This window comes from Azospirillum humicireducens (assembly GCF_001639105.2).
Lineage (GTDB): Bacteria > Pseudomonadota > Alphaproteobacteria > Azospirillales > Azospirillaceae > Azospirillum > Azospirillum humicireducens.
This window is the reverse complement of sequence record NZ_CP015285.1, coordinates 1268978-1285543: the sequence shown is the minus strand read 5'-3', so window position 1 is coordinate 1285543 and position 16566 is coordinate 1268978. Positions and strand designations below refer to the sequence as shown.

14 protein-coding genes are annotated in these 16566 nt (G+C 67.9%); 9 read left to right on the top strand and 5 right to left on the bottom strand.

Annotated elements, in window-relative coordinates; translation table 11 throughout:
- The first annotated feature begins 546 nt into the window (after positions 1-546).
- Positions 547-2055 (top strand): ATP-binding protein, encoded by a 1509-nt coding sequence (locus A6A40_RS05870; RefSeq protein WP_236783746.1) that lies wholly within the window; start codon positions 547-549, stop codon positions 2053-2055.
- A gap of 75 nt (positions 2056-2130) precedes the next feature.
- Here A6A40_RS05870 and hutG read toward each other — a convergent pair whose 3' ends face one another.
- Positions 2131-2955, bottom strand: coding sequence for an N-formylglutamate deformylase (gene hutG, locus A6A40_RS05865; RefSeq protein WP_063634567.1), 825 nt, complete (start codon positions 2953-2955; stop codon positions 2131-2133).
- Between the two features lie 368 nt (positions 2956-3323).
- Here hutG and A6A40_RS05860 point away from each other — a divergent pair, with 368 nt between their 5' ends.
- The 5 genes from A6A40_RS05860 to A6A40_RS05840 all read left to right on the top strand — a co-directional run bounded on the left by A6A40_RS05860 (position 3324) and on the right by A6A40_RS05840 (position 8347).
- Entirely contained in the window at positions 3324-3827 is a 504-nt protein-coding gene (locus tag A6A40_RS05860; protein ID WP_063634566.1) for a hypothetical protein, read from the top strand.
- Positions 3828-3885: 58 nt separating this feature from the next.
- Entirely contained in the window at positions 3886-5109 is a 1224-nt protein-coding gene (locus A6A40_RS05855) for a hypothetical protein (RefSeq protein WP_063634565.1), read from the top strand.
- Positions 5110-5248: 139 nt separating this feature from the next.
- Positions 5249-6394 (top strand): glycosyltransferase family 4 protein, encoded by a 1146-nt coding sequence (locus A6A40_RS05850; RefSeq protein WP_063634564.1) that lies wholly within the window; start codon positions 5249-5251, stop codon positions 6392-6394.
- Positions 6387-7364: a GumC domain-containing protein gene (locus A6A40_RS05845; protein ID WP_063634563.1), complete on the top strand. Its 978-nt coding sequence runs from the start codon at positions 6387-6389 to the stop codon at positions 7362-7364. Before A6A40_RS05850 ends, A6A40_RS05845 begins: the two co-directional genes overlap by 8 nt.
- On the top strand, positions 7361-8347 hold the full coding sequence (locus tag A6A40_RS05840) for a glycosyltransferase family 2 protein (protein WP_236783745.1): 987 nt from the start codon (positions 7361-7363) through the stop codon (positions 8345-8347). Before A6A40_RS05845 ends, A6A40_RS05840 begins: the two co-directional genes overlap by 4 nt.
- Here A6A40_RS05840 and A6A40_RS05835 read toward each other — a convergent pair.
- The 3 genes from A6A40_RS05835 to A6A40_RS05825 form a co-directional block, all read right to left on the bottom strand.
- On the bottom strand, positions 8257-8724 hold the full coding sequence (locus tag A6A40_RS05835; RefSeq protein ID WP_063634561.1) for a helix-turn-helix domain-containing protein: 468 nt from the start codon (positions 8722-8724) through the stop codon (positions 8257-8259). The two genes, A6A40_RS05840 and A6A40_RS05835, sit on opposite strands and share 91 nt — an antisense overlap.
- A 134-nt stretch (positions 8725-8858) precedes the next feature.
- Positions 8859-9653 carry a glycosyltransferase family protein gene (locus A6A40_RS05830; protein WP_063634560.1) on the bottom strand — a complete coding sequence of 265 codons (795 nt, stop codon included), beginning with the start codon at positions 9651-9653 and terminating at the stop codon, positions 8859-8861.
- Complete coding sequence (locus A6A40_RS05825; protein ID WP_236783744.1) at positions 9650-12481, bottom strand: SLBB domain-containing protein; 2832 nt, start codon at positions 12479-12481, stop codon at positions 9650-9652. The genes A6A40_RS05830 and A6A40_RS05825 overlap by 4 nt, the downstream gene beginning before the upstream one ends.
- 253 nt (positions 12482-12734) lie before the next feature.
- Here A6A40_RS05825 and A6A40_RS05820 point away from each other — a divergent pair, with 253 nt between their 5' ends.
- Together A6A40_RS05820 and A6A40_RS05815 are read left to right on the top strand one after the other, a co-directional pair.
- Positions 12735-13859 (top strand): histone deacetylase family protein, encoded by a 1125-nt coding sequence (locus A6A40_RS05820; protein WP_269467682.1) that lies wholly within the window; start codon positions 12735-12737, stop codon positions 13857-13859.
- An 88-nt stretch (positions 13860-13947) separates the two neighbouring features.
- The gene (locus tag A6A40_RS05815; protein WP_063634558.1) at positions 13948-14553 is read left to right on the top strand and encodes a putative metalloprotease CJM1_0395 family protein; all 606 of its coding nucleotides are present in this window, start codon (positions 13948-13950) and stop codon (positions 14551-14553) included.
- Positions 14554-14574: 21 nt separating this feature from the next.
- Here A6A40_RS05815 and aguB read toward each other — a convergent pair whose 3' ends face one another.
- Positions 14575-15483, bottom strand: coding sequence for an N-carbamoylputrescine amidase (gene aguB / locus A6A40_RS05810; RefSeq protein ID WP_063634557.1), 909 nt, complete (start codon positions 15481-15483; stop codon positions 14575-14577).
- Between the two features lie 546 nt (positions 15484-16029).
- On the opposite strand from aguB, the gene A6A40_RS05805 reads away from it, so the two are divergent.
- Positions 16030-16545 carry a MarR family winged helix-turn-helix transcriptional regulator gene (locus A6A40_RS05805; protein ID WP_063634556.1) on the top strand — a complete coding sequence of 172 codons (516 nt, stop codon included), beginning with the start codon at positions 16030-16032 and terminating at the stop codon, positions 16543-16545.
- The last annotated feature ends 21 nt before the right edge of the window (positions 16546-16566 follow it).

Here is a 16566-nt window from a genome sequence, read left to right as displayed (position 1 = left end):
AACAGGAACGTAAAGAGAACTATGCGGTTGCTGTTCAGCGTCCGTTCTGGTAGCCATACAAGAACAAGACGCGAACAATGGAGGTTGGCATGTCGGTTCTGGCTTTCCTGCGTGAATGCATGACCCTCGCCCTGTTCCTCGCCGTTCTCTATGGCTGGGCAACGGTCGGGCCGATCCTGATCGGCTGAGCGGGCCTATGACGTCGGGGCGCCTGCCCCTTCGGAAGAGGTCCCCGAACGAGGGAAGCCGCGTCGGTATTATATCCGAAATCCCAGCCCACCCCGGCCGGCGCAGCGCTTACATCGGGAACACGCGGAACCGTTCCTGGCCCGACAGAGAAGCCGAAAGGGGAGCGGTTCCGCGAACGCCGACAACGCGTGGGGATTGGGACGGATGCGGAATTTCTTTCGGAAGCGTCGCTCGGCCGCTGTGGCGGACGAACGGATGCCGGCGGCTGGCGGTGCGGGTCTAGGCGGTGCGGGTCTAGGCGGTGGCGGACTCGGCGGCGGCCTGACCGGCAACGGAATGGGCATGAGTGGACCTGGCATGTCGGGACCGGGCCTGTCCGGTCCAGGATCCACCACAGGCAACTTCCCCAATGCTCCCGGATTCTCCCGGCCCGGAGGGACGCCCCTGCGTCCGGTGGACGGCGGACAGGGCGGCGGACAGGGACGCGTCGGGTTCGAGGCGATGCGCGGTCCTGCCGCGCCGCGCCAGCCCGACATCATCGACAACGACGCCACCGGCGACCGCCGCGGCCACATGTTCCCGCAGCCCGGCGGGCGCGAGGCTGAAAGCGAGCACGAGCTGCCGCGCTTCACCATGTCGGTCAACGGCGGCTATCGCGGCGGCATGGGCGCCAACGCGCCGGCCATGCTGAAGGGCCTGACGCCGGAGCTGAACGGCCTGCTGCGCGAGGCCTTCACCCCGACCCGGCCGAAGCAGCAGCTGAACGGCCTGTTCATCGGCCGCAACGACACGCTCCGCCGCATCATCTCGGCCATCGAGGAGGAGCGGGCGCACGTCATCCTTTATGGCGACCGCGGCCGCGGCAAGACTTCCGTCGCCAATGCGATCGAGAAGATCGCCGGGCAGGCCGGCTACCTGTCGCTGAAGCTGACCTGCAGCGGCGAACTGAGCTTCGAGGACATCTTCAGGCACTTCCTGAAGAAGATCCCCTCCACCTATTACCGCTCAGCGCTCGACAACCCGTTCGCGGCCCGGCGCAACTTCGCCAGCCTGAACGAGCTGTTGCCGGACGGCACCTTCAGCGTCACCGAACTGAACGAGGTGCTGGCGGGCATCCACGCCACCCATGTGCTGCTGATCCTGGACGAATACGACCGCGTCCTTGACGAGGATTTCCGCAACAAGCTGGCGGAGCTGTTCAAGAACCTGACCGACAGTTCGATCCCGGTCACCCTGCTGGTGGTCGGCGTCGCCGAGAATCTGGACCAGCTGCTGGGCAAGCATCCGTCGATCCAGCGGTCGCTGGTGCCGGTGCATCTGCCGCTGATGACCGATCAGGAGATCGGCCGGCTGATCCAGGCCGGTGCCCAGAATGCCGGGATCGAGTTCGCGCCCGACGTGGTGCGGCGGATCGCCGAGTTCGTGCGCGGGCTCCCCTACTACGCCCAGCTTCTGGGCCTGCATGCGGCGCGCAGCGCCGTCAGCCGCGGCAGCAAGCTGGTGGAGCGGCCGGATCTGGCCTATGCCGTCGCCCGCTGCCTGCAGGAGGCCGAGCGCGGCATCGTCGAGAGCTATGCCCGCGCACTGGCGGCCGACCGCCGCGCGGAACTGGAGGATGCGCTGCTGGCCGCCGCCCTGTGCCCGGCCGACGCCTATGGCGTGTTCGATCCCAACGATCTGGCGGGCGACAGCGGTGAGTTGCCGAGTGCCGCGACGCTCGACCTGCTGAAACGCCTGACCCGCGACGACCATGGCGGCGTCCTGGCCCCGATGGTGGAGCCGGGATTGGAACGCTATCGTTTCCGTAATCAGATGATGCGCCAATATGTTCTGATGCGTCAGGCGAGTGAGCGCGGCCAGATCTGATCCATCCCCGATCAGGCCGTCCTTCGGCCCTTCCCCGGCGACGGGGGAGGGCCACTCTTTTTCAGGGGAGCTGGGTTACAGATAGGCTGCGCGGCGCTGTCCGCTGGCCTTCTGCCACGCCCACTCGACGACTGCGCTCATCAGCCGCTCCAGCCCAGGCTTCAGCTCCGCCGCCAGGTCGGGGCGGAAGCGGTAGGGCGCGTCCTCGTCCATATAGGTGGACTGGGTCAGCTCCAGCTGGATGGCGTGGATATTCTCGTCCGGCTTGCCGTAATTGCGGATGATGTAGCCGCCGCGCATGCGGCCGTTCAATGCGGCGGAGTAACGTTCCGATGCCGAAAGGACGTTCATCAGTCGGGCGACCAGCGGCTGGGCGGCGCTGCTGCCGTCGCCGGTGCCCAGGTTGAAGTCCGGCAGGGTGCCGTCGAAGAAGCGTGGAACCCGGCTGCGCACGGAATGGGCGTCGAACAGCACCGCGACCCCGAACCGGTCGCGCAGGGCGCGCAGTTCGCTGTGCAGCTGTTCATGATAGGGACGCCAGTAGGCGCCGACCCGCCGTTCGATCTCCGCCCGGTCGGGTTCCTGCCCGGCGCGATAGATCGGCGCATGGTCGAAGCTCGTCAGCGGGCAGAGTTCCGTCGGGTCGAGGCCGGGCTGGGCGACGATTCCCTCTGGGTCGCGGTTCAGGTCGACCACATATCGCGAACAGAGCGCCGTCAGGAAACCGATTCCGAGAGCCGGGGCGAAGTGATACAACCGGTCCAGGTGCCGATCGACATCGGGCTGTGCAATCCCGTGTTCGGTCATCGTCGCGGCGATATCCGGCGGAATCATGGTCCCGACATGCGGAATGCTGAGCAGGACCGGCGTTTCACCTGGCTGGAAGCGGAAGGTTTCCATGGCTCGTCTCGTTACGGGAACGGCTGGCTCAGGGCTGTGTGCAGTGCGGCAAGGACAGCCGGTGGACTATGGGGCGCGTTGCCGTAGTCCGTCAAACACATTGCGTTTTTTTGAAACCTCCAGTGACGGCGCACAAGTCGATCCTGTTCTTCCGCACCGCATTCCCTACCATGGCACACCGAGTTGGCCGTTGACCGGAAGCTCGACTTGCCGGACACTCCCGCGACATCGGCGACCGCCCGGCAGAAGGCGGCGCCCAGCACCGGATCGAGCTGTCCCCCGGCGACCGGACCGAAGACTTCCAAAACATACGGCGCCCCGATTTCGCAGCCCCGGTGACGAAGCAACGCAGCAGGGGAGAAGCGACCATGAACACCGCCACCCGTCTCGGCGCTGCCATGCCCGGCAGGCGCCAGATCCTGTTGCCGCTCGCGCTGGCGCCCGTCGCCGGCTGGGCGGTTTGGGCAGCCGGTACACCCGAGGCGCCCAGCCATCCGGCAGGGCCGTTCCACTTGCCGTTGGACGAGACGACGGCTCTGTGGCGCGACCTTGGCACGGTCCGGCTCGGCGGCCTCGCCGGCGATCCGCAGTTTCCGGTCAAGGTCTCCGCCCTGGACGGCCGTACCGTCACCGTCCGCGGCTTCATGGTTCCGCTGACCGGCGGCACCACCCACAACCGCTTCATCCTGTCCGCCAATCCCATGGGCTGCCCCGCCTGCGAAAGCCCCGGACCGGCCGGTATGATGCATGTCCACTCTTCCATCGCATTGCCCAGCACCAGGGAGCCGGTGACTCTGACCGGCACCCTGCGCCTGCGTCCGCAGGAAGGGCTCTTCTACCGGTTGGATCGCGCCGAACAGCGCTGGGCCTGACCACCACCACCACCGCCACCGCCACCGCCACCGCCACCTCCCCGGCAGTGCGGCGGTGATGACTGCTGCGTCCGGAATGCGCCTTGCTTCGGCCGCGGCGATGGCGGGAGCGCTACTGATATATGGCGGCGTCAGCGTCCCTGCGCCGCCGTCCCTGCGCTGGGGCGAGGCCGCCATCGGCCTGCTGATCCTGCTGTCCATCGGCTGGAGGCGGCCTCTGATGGTGGCGACCGGCCATGCGCTGCGCGACTCGGGGGAGGGGGCCTGGATGGCCATCGCGGTCGCGGCGCTGGGCTGGCTGCTGTGGGTGCCGCTGCTGCGTGGGGCGGCGCTCGGCTGGGAGGCGGCGGACATCCTGCGGGACGTGGTGCCGCTGTTCTATCTGTTCCTGCCGGTGCTGCTGGTTCCCGCATTGCGGCGCGCCGGAGCCTGGGGTGCGCGGCTTCTGACCGGCGGGCTGGCCCTCGCCGGATTGCTCCTGACCTTGCGCTGGTGGAAGCAGGCGGATTGGGGGTTCGGCGCCGTCGGTACGCGGGCGATGGCGGACGGGGGGGCCTATCTGCTGAATGCCCCATCGGTGTTGTTCGCCGCGGTGGCGTTGCCGGCGCTGGCGCTCTCGCTCGTGGCGGTCGGAGGAGCGTTCAGGCGCTGGATCGCGGCGTTCGCCTGCGCTGCCGGGGGAGGGCTCTGCCTCGGTGCTTTGGCAGGAGCCGTCCACCGCACCGCCTTGGGGCTGGCTGTGCTGTCGCTGACGATGGTGGCCCTGTGGTGGGTGCGGCGGCGCCCCTGGCTGGCGGCTCCGCTGCTGCTGGCGGTGGGGGTCGTCATCCTTCCCGCCGGGGATGCGCTTGTCGGTGCCTGGCAGCAGGTGGCGGAGAAGACCCGGCTGACCGGCGCCAACACGCGCTGGGAGGAAGCGGCGGCGGTGATCGACCATGCAGTTTCATCGCCCTGGATCCTGCTGTTCGGCGATGGATGGGGGGCGCGCATCGCCAATCCGGCCGTAGGAGGATGGCGGGTCGGCTACACCCACACCCTGGTCAGCTACAGCCTGCTGAAGACGGGACTCCTGGGCATGCTCGCATTCGCAGCCTACCTGTGCGCCCTGGTCCGTCCCTGGCGTCGCCTGCTGGCGGAGGATCCGCCTTTGGCCATGGCGGTGGTGCCGCCGCTGCTCATGGCGCTCTGTCTCCATACCAGTTTCAAGTATCTCGATACTGGCGTCATCCTGTCGCTGATGCTTTTGGCGTCCGAGTTCAGGAAGGGGTTGTCCAAGCCATAGAGACAAAGCATACTTTCGCGTGCAATTCTGGCTTCGGTGCGCTGTGACGCTCGGCAGACCTTCCATACTGTTCGTCAATCGGGTGTTCCCGCCCGACCGCGGGGCGACCGGGCGTTGCCTTGACGATCTGGCAACCCGCATGGTGGCTGCAGGCTGGCGGGTCACGGTGGTCGCGGATGGAGCGGTGTCTCGCGTCGCCGCGCCAGCGGGCATCGCGCTCCATCGGACCGGCGGCGAGGTGCCGGAGGGGGATCGGCCGGACGCCCGTGCGTATCTCGACTCGCTGTGCCGTCTGACCGGACTGGCCCTGCGCCTGCCGCGTCATGACGTGGTGGTGACGATGACCGATCCGCCGATGCTGGCGCTCGCCGGGCCGATTCTGGCTGCACGCCATGGCGCGGCGACGGTGCACTGGTGCCAGGACCTCTATCCCGATCTGCTGCCGGTGCTGGGTGTGCGCATGCCGGGGATGGTGCATCGGCTGGCCGTAAAAGGAATGTCGCGGGCCTTGCGCCGTCACGACGGCGTGATCGCGATCGGACGCTGCATGCGCGACCGGATCGCGGCCATGGGCGTGAAGGAGGAGCGGCTGTGCCTTCTGCCCAACTGGCCCGATCCTGCCATCCGCCCGTTGCCGAAGGCCGGCAGCGCTTTCCGCAGGTCCTTGGGGGCGAGGGAAGTCGAAAGCCGTTTTGTGGTCTCCTATTCCGGAACCCTCGGCCTTTCCCACCCGATGGACGGCGTGCTGGAGGCCGCGGCGCGGCTGCAGGACAGCGACCCGAACATCCTGTTCCTGCTGACCGGGGAGGGGAGGGGATTCGCGGCGGTGGAGGGGAAGGCGCGAAGCCGTGGCCTGCGCAATCTGCGGCGGATGCCCTGGCAGCCGGCGGAGCGGTTGGCGGAGAGTCTGTCGGCCGCCGACCTGCATCTCGTGACGATGCACCCGGCGGCGGAAGGACTGCTGGTGCCGAGCAAGCTGGCCGGCGTCCAGGCCGCCGGACGCCCCTGCCTGTTCCTGGGACCACGGGAGAGCGAGGCCGCGACGCGGGTTGCCGGCTGCGGACTCGTCATCGATCCGTTCGACGGTGTTGCCATCGCCGATGCGGTCCGGTCCTATGCCGCCGATCCGGTGCGTTGCGCAGCGGAGGGCGCTCATGCCGCCCGTCGCTCCGCCGCCTGGACGGCCGATGATGCTGCCGCCGCGTTCGCCGCAATCGCCGAACGCCTTTTGTCGGCACGGCGGATCTCCCGGCCGATGATGGTCAGGCCGCTGCCATATGCCTGATGGCGTGCTGACCCAACCCGACGCCATGACGCTGCGTCTTCCCACGAAGGGCGGGGAGGGCGATCTTCGCGGCCTCGTTCGCCTGCTGCGGCAGGGGTGGCGCTGGCTCCTTACCGGCTGCTTCGGCGGCATTGCACTTGCGGTTTGCGCCCTGTGGCTGGTTGCGCCGGCTTACACGGCGACGATGGTGATCGGTCCGACCGCCCGGGTCGGCTCCGCCGCCATGGGGGCGCGCGTGCCCACGCTGAGCGGACGCGACTCCGCCGCGATGGCGGAACCGGGCGCCGGCGACGAATCGCTGTCGGATTTCGCCCGCTATCTCGAACTTTTCGGCTCCGGTCCGGTGGCGGACCAGCTCGCGCGGGATCCCGGCGTGCTGCGCGCTCTGTTCCCCGATCGCTGGGATGCGGAGTCGCAGCGCTGGCACCCGCCCGCCGGCTTGATTCCGGCGGTGAAGCGCACGCTGCTGGCGCTGGTCGGCCGGCAGGATTGGGTGGAGCCGGATGGGGAGCGGGTGGCGCGTGCCCTGCGTGACCGGCTGATGATCGACATGCTGCGGTCGGGGCCGATGCGGCGCATCACCCTGCGCCATTCCGACCGTGCGACGGCGCTCGACCTGCTGGGCCGCGTCGCCGCAGCCACCGATGCCCATTTGCGGGCGGAGGCGGCACGGCGCAGCGCTGCCCAGATCGCCCATATCAAGGAGCGGCTGGGCGCGATCACCGTGGCCGAACACCGCCAGGCCTTGAGCGACCTGCTGCTGGATCAGGAGCGCGTGGCGATGATGATTGGAGTCGAGCTGCCCTTCGCCGCCGACATGATCCAGCCGCCCGGCGCCGCGTCCCTGCCGGACTGGCCGAATCCGGCAGTGGTCGTGCCGCTGGCGGGAATGGCGGGACTGATGGCTGCCTGCTTCTGCCTCTCTGCCCGTCATGCCCTGCGGGATGGGCGCGCGGGGAGGGACGCATGATGACCCCCATCCCCGTTTCCGTGGTGGTGATGACGCGCAACGAGGCCGCGAACCTCGTCCCCTGCCTGACGGCGCTGACCCGCTTTGCCGAGTGTTTCGTGGTCGACAGCGGCAGCGACGACGGCACGCCGGAGATGGCCCGTTCCTTGGGCGCAAGGGTGGTCCCCTTCCGCTGGAACGGCCGCTATCCGAAGAAGAAGCAATGGTGCCTGGACACGCTGCCATTCGCCCATGACTGGGTGCTGTTCGTCGATGCCGACGAGCGGCCGACCGCGCCGCTGGCCGATGAGATCGCCAAGCTGATGGCCGGCGGCCCATGCCATTCCGCCTATTGGATCGATGGCCGCCCGGTCCTGCGGGGTCGCGCGCTGCGGTTCGGCTGCTGGAACCGCAAGCTGGCTCTGCTCGACCGGCGCCATGTGCGCTTTCCCGATCAGCCTGACCTGGATGTTGCCGCCATGTGGGAGGTGGAGGGGCATTACCAGCCGGAGGTTGCCGGCACGACGGGACGGCTGCGGCACCCGATGGATCATGGCGACGCCAAGCCGCCGTCCGCCTGGTTCGACCGGCACAACCGCTATTCCGACTGGGAGGCGGCCTTGCGCGCCGATGGCCGGATGGAGCGGTTGATCGACGGTGAACCGGGCGATGGCGGGCTCCCGCGCCGGAAAACGCTGAAGCGGTTGTTTCAGCGTCTCCCCGGCCGTCCGCTCTGGGCGTTCCTGCATGCCTATGTGCTGCGCCTGGGCGTCCTCGACGGCGCAGCGGGGCTGGATCACGCGTTGGGTCGCGCGTTCTACTACTGGCAGGTCGGGCTCAAGATGCGGGCTGCCGTCCAGGCTCAGGCTTCCGCCGTGCGCCTTCCGTCGGGCTGCTCCCCTTCGCCCAGCCCTTATTCCTCGACCAGTGCGATGCGGTCGCCGCCCAGCGCCTTCAGCAGATCGAAGGTGCGCTTGCGCACACCCGGATCCTCGATCCGGTAGTAGGCACGGACCAGCTCCAGCGTTTCACGGCGGGCCATCGATTCGAATTCGTCGGTCTCGCTCGGGCTCTCAGCTGGCGCCTCGGCGGAGATCTGATCGGGAGACGGCATGTCGTCGAAGAAGTAGCTGACCGGAACGCCCAGAACCTGGGAGAGATTGTAGAGGCGGCTGGCGCTGATGCGGTTCGACCCGCGCTCGTACTTCTGCAGCTGCTGGAAGGTGATCCCGACCGCTTCGCCCAGCTTCTCCTGGCTCAGGCCGAGCAGGGTGCGGCGAAGCCGCAGGCGGGCACCGACATGGATGTCGATTGGGTTGGGACCTTCGCCGCGGCGCGACAGGGTGTGGGCGGGGGCGAGTTTGGTCTTGGTCGCGCTCATAAGTCGTACCTCGAAGGGAAAGCCGGAGGGAAGGCGCCGCGAGAATGCTTAGTTCAGAAAGTAAATTCTATGCAACCATTTGTGCGCATCAACGGTCCGTTTGGGTAGAAGTGGGAAGCCATATGCGAAAGACATTAAGTTTCCGGGCATCGGAAACGTAATTTCGCGTAAGCGGTGGGAAGATGTTGACGCACTGCCAGTGCGACTCGTTGCACTGCGGTGATCGCTGCCGCACAAAGCGGGCCCTGGCCCAACTGCATACGCCGAATCGCTTCCTGTTCACGCCGGCCGATGGCGGCATCGCGTTGCGACAGGCCGCCGGGGGCGAACAGACAGATGGGCCACCGCAGCCGGACAGCAGGTCCGCGACCCAGGGCGCCAAGCGTGAAGGCATAGTCGGCTGCGATCCTGAAGGCGGGGTCGAAACCAAGCCCTGCCAGGGCCGGTACGCTGTAGATCATGGCCTGATGGTGTGTGAACATGCCGAAAGCCGCCCAGCGGTGGGACCGCGCGCGCTTCAACAGGATACGTCCGTCGCTCTGCCGCTCCAGCGCATCGCCGTAAAGGAGGGCGGCGTCGGGATCGCGGCCGATGGCCTGCAGCACCCTCATGGCGCTGTCCGCCGCGGCCAGCCGGTCGCCGGCATTCAGAAAAAGCACATGGCTGAATCCGAGGTGCCGGGCGGCGTCGAGCGTATTGTTCATCGCCGCATAGAGCCCCCGATCCGGGGCGGACCGCCACCAGACCGGTTGGTTGCCATTCTCCGCGAGCCAATCGGCGGTTCCGTCGGTGGACCCGCCATCGGCGACCAGCCAGGCGACCTGCGGTCCCAATTGCCCCCGCAGGCTATCATGGGTGTCGATCAGGCCGGTGCGGTGATTAAGAACCACCGTCAGGATGGCCAGGCGGATCGGGAGAGCCAAGGTCATCGCGCGATCACCGAAACGGAGGCGGCGGTGATGGCAAGCTGGCTCAGGATGTTGCCGAAGGTCTTGGCGACGTCGAGGCCATCGAAGGGACGCGGGTCGCGCGGCACCACCAGGATGGAGCCGGGCGGTATCGCCTCCACCCGATGGTTCCAGGAGGACAAGGCCAGTGTACGCGCCCTGCCGTCGGGCAGAACCAGGAAGCTGCGTCCGGTATCGGCATCGCGGGTCGGTCCTCCGGCCTCGTTCAGGTAATCTTCCGCGCTCTTGCCGCTGACGAACTGGGCGGCGGTGGGATGCAGGACCTCGCCGGCGACCGCGACGGTCAGCGGCCGTTTCGGGATCACGATGCGGTCGTCCGGTTCCAGAAGCGGATCCAGCTCCGGCCGCGTGCGCAGGACGGCTGGATCCGCCTCCACCACCACGCGGCCGAGCGGTTCCGCACCGCGAAGCTGGGCGGCGAGCTGACGCGCCAGCGCGACATTCTCCGCCTTCACCGGCTCGCCCTTTTCCACCTCCAGCGCCAGCGTGCGTTCCAATTCCCGTGCCTGACGCTGGAACTGCTCCTTCTCGCGACGGCGCTCGCTCTCGCGGGTCAGGACGGCTCCGGCCGGATAGGCGTCTTCCAGTAGGCCCCCGGCCCGAGCGATCAAGGAGGACAGCGTTTCACTGCGGCCGATATCGTAGCGGCCGGGCCGGCGCACCGCCCCGTCAATGGCGACAGCACGCGATTCCAGCGCCTGTGGCCGCGGATTGATCCGCAGCGCATCGCCGGGGCCGGCCATATGCGTGCCGTCGCGCCCGAGATCGACGATTCTGCGGCTGCCAGTCACTTCCGTGAGTTCCGCCGCGGCCGGATCGGCATCGGCCGACAGACCGCCTGCAACGGCGATCAGCGCGGACAACGGCGTGCGGTCGGCGACCGGATAGCCGCCGGGATCGCGTACCGCGCCGCGCACCTGTACCGTCCGCTCTCCGATCAGTGCGACGATGGCGGGATCGAGCAACGCGGCGAGAATCGGTGGCTCGTCCGCCGCCTCTCCGTCGGCCGGCTCGGTGGACCTTGCAGCGCTGCCGGCGTCGCTGGGTTTCACCAGGCCGCGGACATCCTCCGCGGCGAACAGGTGGATGCGGTCGCCGTCGGCAAGTCTACGGTCGGCGCGTCCTGCGGCCACCTCCTGCGGGGAGAAGGGCAGATAGGCGCGGGTCAGGCTGCGCCGGTCATAACGCTCGACGATCCCCAGCAGCGGATAGACGTCCCGCTTCAGGGCCTTCCCGTCGGCCAGCGCAGCGCGCAAGGTCGTTTCCGCAGTCAGGCGGCGCGTGCCCGGACGGCGGACATGACCGATCAATTCGTACTGCGGCGCCTCCGGTTCGACGATTGCTTCGCGGGCGCCGCCGTTCGCAGCGGTGCCGGCATCGACGACCGGATAGAAGCCGGGGCGCGACACGCCGGTCAGGCGAAGCACCGAGTGGCGGAGCGCCAAGGGAAGCAGATCGGGCACGGTGGTAAACAGAGGTGGGCAAGGCGTGCGTGCGCCGGTCAGCCCGGCAGCGGCCCGTGCTTGCGGTCCGGTTGCAAGCGGCCCATCGGGGTCCGCGGCCAGGTTGCGGGCCAACGTGACCAGACCGGGGCAGGCGTCCTGCGGCGGCTGCCTCTCCCCGCGAAGCAGTGCCAGCACCGGCTCTGCCGTCAGGAAATCGATGTCGTTCGCTCCCAGAACATAGAGAATGTCGCCCCCGGCCAACCGGCGTCGGTCGCGCCCTTTCAGCACGGAGGCGAGATCGACCGGGTGGAGGACACGCGATCCCGTGGCGGCTTCGTCCGTCTCCAGTGCCGCGAAAGGCAGATAGGGAGCGGGACGCAGATCGCTGCGGGAAAGCAGTCCGGCAAGGGTCGCGGCCTGAGGAAGGGCGCGCGGGCCGGGGCGCAGGACATGTCCCTCCAGCCGCACCTCGTCGCGGCGGTCTTCGCGCAACGGGGCGATCAGCAGCAGGTCGCCGTCGCCGAACCGGCGGGCATCGGCGTCTGCGATCTCCTCCGCCGCTTCCTCGCCTGACGGGCCGATGCCGAGGCGCAGCAGCCGGGCACGGCCGGGCCGCAATGCGCCGCCGGCCAGATCGCGCAATTCGGCAGCCGACAGCTGACCGCCGCCGGGCGGCAGCTCATAGATGCCCGGCCTCTTGACCGGCCCAGCGATCCCGACCGTGGCGCCCAGCGGCGGAACGAACAGGCGGTCGCCGTCGCGCAACGGCCGATCGGCATTGCCGGCATCCCCTCCCACCTGCAGGGCATACAGATCCACCGCGATGCTTCCGCCTGCACGCATCAGGCGGATGGCCCGCAAGCTGCCGTTCCGCTCGACACCGCCCGCCGCCGACAGGGCGTCGAGCGCGGTGGCGAATGCGCTGACCTCCTGCCGGCCTGGGCGTCGCACGGCACCGGTGACCACCACACCGATCCGACGAACTTCCGCCAGCGTGGCGAAAGATTCGGTGTTTGGCCAGGTTGCGGCGACCGCAGCGGCCAGCTCCCGACGAAGGCTGTCCAACGGCAGGCCTGCCGCGGTGACCGGGCGCAGGTCGTCCACCACCAGCTGGCCGTTGCGGTCGACCACGAACCGTTTGCTGAACGACTTCTGGCCGCGCAGCGTCACCGTCACGGCATCGCCGGTGTTCAGCACATAGTCGCCCTGAACCGCGCCGGGTGCGCTCGCGTCAGCGGCTGCCGAATCGCGCGCCGGGGCGAACAGGTCATAGCCGAACTGACGCAGCGGCTCGCCGGCGCGGGCGGAAAAGGCGGCTTCAAGAGGTGAGACGGAAGGCGGCATCAAAGGATCGCTTCGCGTCGGCCCGGCGGCCAACACGGTGCACACCCACAGCAAAAACGCCACCCCTGGCGCCAATCGGGCGAGTATCCTGCACTCAGCAGACAGCATTAATGTCCATTATCCGGCCATTCACCCGCTTACGGCGAGCAAAAATCGGTGAACACTATCGAATGCATTCGACCGGAAGGCAATGGCCAGCATCCGGGGCGCCATGCAAAAGGGCGGCATCCGTGCGCACGCGGGTGAGGCTATCATGCGCCGTCCACCCGACTCGCTGCCGCGGCGGAGCCGTGAAGCGGCAAGGCACCGGCTGATCGCCGGAAAACACAAGGATACCAGTGGCGTGATCGTCATCCACAGCGAAGAGCACCGGCTGCAGGCTGGCCGGTCCGAACTCAACGACGGCCAACTCGTCCCCTGCTACGAGAAGCCGGCGCGTGCCGACATCGTGCGGGCACGGATCGAGGCGGTGGGGTTCGGGCCCATCGTCGAACCCACCCGTCACGGCCTGGCCCCGCTGGAGCGGGTGCATGATGCCGGCTATCTCGGCTTCCTCCAGACCGCCTGGGACGAGTGGGTGAAGGAACATGGCGCCGATATCGACGCTCTGCCGCTGAATTGGGTGGCGCCGGGCATGTCGCGGCGGCGGGTGCCGCGGTCCATCGACGGTCGACTCGGCTTCTATTCCTTCGATGCCGGCACACCGATCACCGCCGGCACCTGGCGGGCGGCGACGGCGGCGGCGGACAGCGCACTGACCGGCGCCGACCGGCTGCGGGGCGGCGACCGCAGCGCCTTCTCGCTCTGCCGCCCGCCCGGCCACCATGCCGGACATGCGTTCTATGGCGGCTACTGCTTCCTGAACAATGCCGCCATTGCCGCGCAGTCCCTGCGCGACGGCGGAGCCGCTCGGGTTGCGGTGCTGGACGTCGATTACCACCACGGCAACGGCACGCAGGAGATTTTCTGGGAACGCGGCGACGTGCTGTTCGTGTCGATCCACGCCGATCCGATCGATGAGTTCCCCTATTTCTGCGGTCATGCCGACGAGACCGGCGCCGGGGTGGGCGAGGGGGCGAACCTGAACCTGACGCTGCCCTGGGGCACCGACTGGACCGGCTATGCCGAGGCGCTGGCTGCGGCGGCGGCGAAGATCCGGGAGTTCGGGGCCGACGCGCTGGTCCTGTCGCTGGGGGCGGACACCTATGGCGGCGATCCCATCTCCCGCTTCCGGCTGCTGTCGGAGGATTTCCTGCGCATGGGGGCTGCCATTTCCGGCATCGGTCTCCCGACGCTGTTCGTGATGGAAGGCGGCTATGCCGTCGACGATCTCGGCGTGAACGTCGTCAATGTGCTGACCGGCTTCGAGCAGGCTTGAGCGGAAGCGGTTGGGACGACTCGGCCTTCCCGTTGCCGATAGGGTCGATTCGTTCTAATTTGGACGGAGAACCGCACCCTTCTTGAGGATGTGGACGGTGGCCGCCGACCTCTCCATCTCCAGCCTGCCCATCGGGAGCTATGGCACTCCGCGCAGCCGGCCGGCGCGCGGGGAGGACGGGAACGCGTCCGGCGTGAAGGGCGGCGGCGGTTCCGCCGGGGCGACCGACACGGTCACCCTGTCCGACGCCGCCCAGCAGCAGGTCCAGAAGCTCAAGCAGATCGATGCCAATGTCCGCCAGCACGAGGCGGCACATCAGGCGGCGGGCGGCAGCCATGCCGGCGGCGCGTCCTTCACCTACACGCGCGGGCCGGACGGCAAGAACTACGCGACCGCGGGCGAGGTGCCGATCGACGTCAGCGCCGAATCCGAGCCGGCCGCAACCATCGCCAAGATGGAGCAGGTGAAAGCCGCCGCCCTCGCTCCCGCCGATCCGTCACCGCAGGACATGCGCGTCGCCGCCCAAGCCGATGCGGCGAAGCTGAAGGCGCAGGCGGATCTGCGCCGCCAGGGTGGAGAGGGACAGGGCGGGGAAGGGCAGGGCGCCGAGCCCCCTGCCGCACGGGCCGCCGCCGCCTATGGCGCGGCACAGTCCCTGGGCTATGCCCGGTCGGACAGAGGGCTGACGGTCTGATGCCGCTCCGCGGTGGTATGGTCAGCGTCGCGGCGTGGTCTCTCCGTCCAGCGTGAGAATGGCGCCATAAAGCTCCGGACGGCGGTCGCGGAAAATCCCCCAGGAGGCGCGCTGGGCGGCGATGCGGTCGAGGTCGAAGGTCGCGGTCAGCACCGCGCGGCTTTCGCGGTCGGCCTGTGCGACGATCTCGCCCTGCGGCCCGGCGATGAAGGACGAGCCGTAGAAGGTCAGGGCGCAGCTTTCCCCCTGTTCCACGCCGACGCGGTTGGAGGCGACGAGCGGCATCAGATTGGCGCCGGCATGGCCCTGCATCACCCGTGTCCAATGGCCCTGGCTGTCGATGGAGGAGTCCTGCGGCTCCGATCCGATGGCGGTCGGGTAGAGCAGGATTTCCGCCCCCCTCAGCGCCATGACCCGCGCGGTTTCCGGAAACCACTGGTCCCAGCAGATGGCGCAGCCGATGGTGGCGTAGCGGGTCTTGAACACCGGGATGCCGGTGTCGCCGGGGCTGAAATAGAACTTCTCCTGATAGCCCGGTCCGTCGGGGATATGGGACTTGCGATAGAGGCCCAGCAGGCTGCCGTCCGCATCGACCATGGCCATGGAGTTGTAATAGGCGTTCCGCGCCTTTTCGAAGAAGCTGACGGGGATCACCACCGACAGCTCGCGCGCCAGCGACTGCATCCGCTGGATCACCGGATGACCTTCCGCCGGGGCTGCGAGTTCGAACAGAGACTGCTTCTGGTCCTTGCAGAAATAAGGGGTCTCGAACAGCTCCTGCGGCAGGATGATCTGCGCACCCTTGGCGGCAGCCTCACGGATCAGCGATTCGACGCCGTCGACGTTGGCGGCACGGTCCCAGCTGCAGGCCATCTGGGTGGCGGCGACGGTGACGGTACGGGACGAGGGGACGGTCGGCGAAGCGGTCATTGCGGTCGCTGGCTCCTGTTGCGGCACGGGACTGTGGCGGTTGATGTCTGTGTGACCAATGGTCGCGGCGGATACAAGCTGCGGCGTGGGGCGCCGCTGAATTTTAGCAAATTATTCACATTTCACTGGTTCAGAGATATGATCTGCCAAATAAAACCGATCCAAAGGGTAATCTTCGCAACCAGCATCATATGGGGATATGGCGGCCTGCGCCCGATTTGAAAAGAACGATTCCACACAAGGCGGCCATGCACCGTATCCGGGCTGCCGTTCTGCTTAAGTTGGATGGAAATTGGCGATCCATTGACCGACATATCATTGCATGCCTGCGACCGACGGCTGCGCAATTGATTTGCGCTTTGCACACAGCACGTTATGATTGGATGACGCAGCCAGGACCATTCGTGTCAAGGTGGTATCACCTGGAAGGCATGGATCCGACCGACGCTATGCCGCCAGGTACCCTCACGGGCAACCGCCCGGCGTTTGCACCCGGCGGGCGGGAATGGTTGATGGATTGGTAACGACGGCAGAGAGATTGTCGGTATGGAGGCGTCTGTCAAGGGGTGGGAGCCGGATCGCCCCGACGGTTCGGAGGATGCGGCCGGCTCGGCCGATGGTGCTTTATCGTTCGTCGTCCGTGATGTGAACCGCGCATTCGCCCGCGCCCTGCAGACGCGCATCGCGCGGTCGGGCGTCAGCATGGGGCAATGGTTCTTCCTGCGCGCGCTGTGGGAGGAGGATGGCCTGACCCAGCGAGAACTCAGCCACCGCGTCGGCATGATGGAGCCGACAACCGTCACCGCGGTCAACGTGATGGAGGGGCAGGGTCTGGTTCAGCGGGTGCGCAACAGCCATGACCGCCGCAAGATGAACATCTTCCTGACCGACAAGGGCCGGGCGCTCCGCGATTCGATGATGCCCAGCGCGTCGGAGATCGCCCAACTCGCCATCCAGGGCATCACGCCAGGCGAACTGGACCTGACGCTGGACGTGCTCCGCCGCGTCGGTGCCAACCTCAATGCGGCAGCGGCGTCGGCCCGCGACGACGGCGAGGAGTGAGCCGGGCGGCCTCCCTCCATT